At 60.3% G+C, this 1,195-nt stretch carries 2 protein-coding genes; both read left to right on the plus strand.

What is annotated here, in order from left to right:
• Positions 1 to 838, plus strand: an 838-nt coding sequence (locus tag ACIQ2D_RS22195) for a helix-turn-helix transcriptional regulator (RefSeq protein WP_483869760.1), incomplete at its 5' end; no start/stop codon positions are given.
• A gap of 177 nt (positions 839 to 1,015) precedes the next feature.
• On the plus strand, positions 1,016 to 1,195 hold a 180-nt coding region (locus tag ACIQ2D_RS22200), incomplete at its 3' end, for a hypothetical protein (protein ID WP_402867440.1).

A 1,195-nucleotide genomic window follows, 5' to 3' on the forward strand; every position in this document is an offset into this window, starting at 1 on the left:
CTTCGTAGATGCAGTCCACCGGGCATTCCTCGACGCACCCCCGGTCCAACACGTCGATACATGGTGCAGCGATCACGTACGTCATGAGCGTCCTCTCAGGACACCGCCTATTTTCGAGGAAATCTTTCCTCTAAAGTCTTACAGTATGGCGATACGAAAGGGAACCGGTTCTGCGCGCGCCGGCACCCATGCAGTACTTGCGTCCCGGCGGCGAGTCCAACTGCTGGACGCTTTACGAGCCGGCGCGGAATCGATGGCCGCCAGCGAACTGGCGGATCTGTGCAACCTGCATGTGACCACAGTTCGGTTCCACCTCAACGCGTTGATCGAAGTCGGCCTGATCGCGAAGGAGACCGAGCACAACGTCGCCCGAGGACGTCCACGCCAGCTCTACCGGGCACAGAATCCACTCGGATCAGGAGTCGGGATCACCTCCGGATACGAAAAGTTAGCCCACGTTTTAGCGGCGCACTTCGCGCGCCACTCCGGTGATCCGGAAAACCTCGCCGAGGCAGCAGGTCGACAGTGGGCGCTGGATGATCTCGGCGAAACCTCCGGAGCCGGCCGATCCGCAGAAGAGACGGCGCTCGTCCTCACCACCCTGTTCGCGGAGATGGGGTTCGATCCGGAACTCGAGCCCTCGAATGTCGAAACGCGTATCCGATTGCACGCCTGCCCGTTCGAAAGCGTCGCCCGACAAAACCCCGGCGTTGTCTGCTCCTTGCACCTCGGTCTGATACGCGGAGTTCTGACACGACTTGGCGCACGCCAGATCGAGAGCACACTCACCCCCTGGGACACCGCGCATACGTGCCTCGCGCAACTGGAGCAGCAATGACACATAGGACCGTACAAACGGCGCATATCAATGTTCCTGTCGCACAGTCACATTCCCCTCCCCCATGTTTTGTGGGACCGCTGATGTGCTCGCGCGATCGAACATATTCGTCGTTTCGGCGGACCGCATCGAGAAATGAACAGCCGGAAACTTCCTCACTACAACGGATTACACCCCATGAGCATCTATCGCATGATCTGGTGGATTACCGCGGTCATCCTGGCCGCTTCAGGGGGGATCGCCGCAGCCATCACCGTCCAAACCGACATTCTGGTATCGGCGGTGACTGCCGCAGTGCTGATCGGAGGGGGTTCACCCTGGCTGCGACCGATCACACGTCGTACTACCCCACCACCG

This window comes from Lysinibacillus sp. NPDC097287 (genome assembly GCF_044761695.1).
In the GTDB taxonomy this organism is placed as follows: Bacteria; Bacillota; Bacilli; order Bacillales_A; family Planococcaceae; genus Lysinibacillus.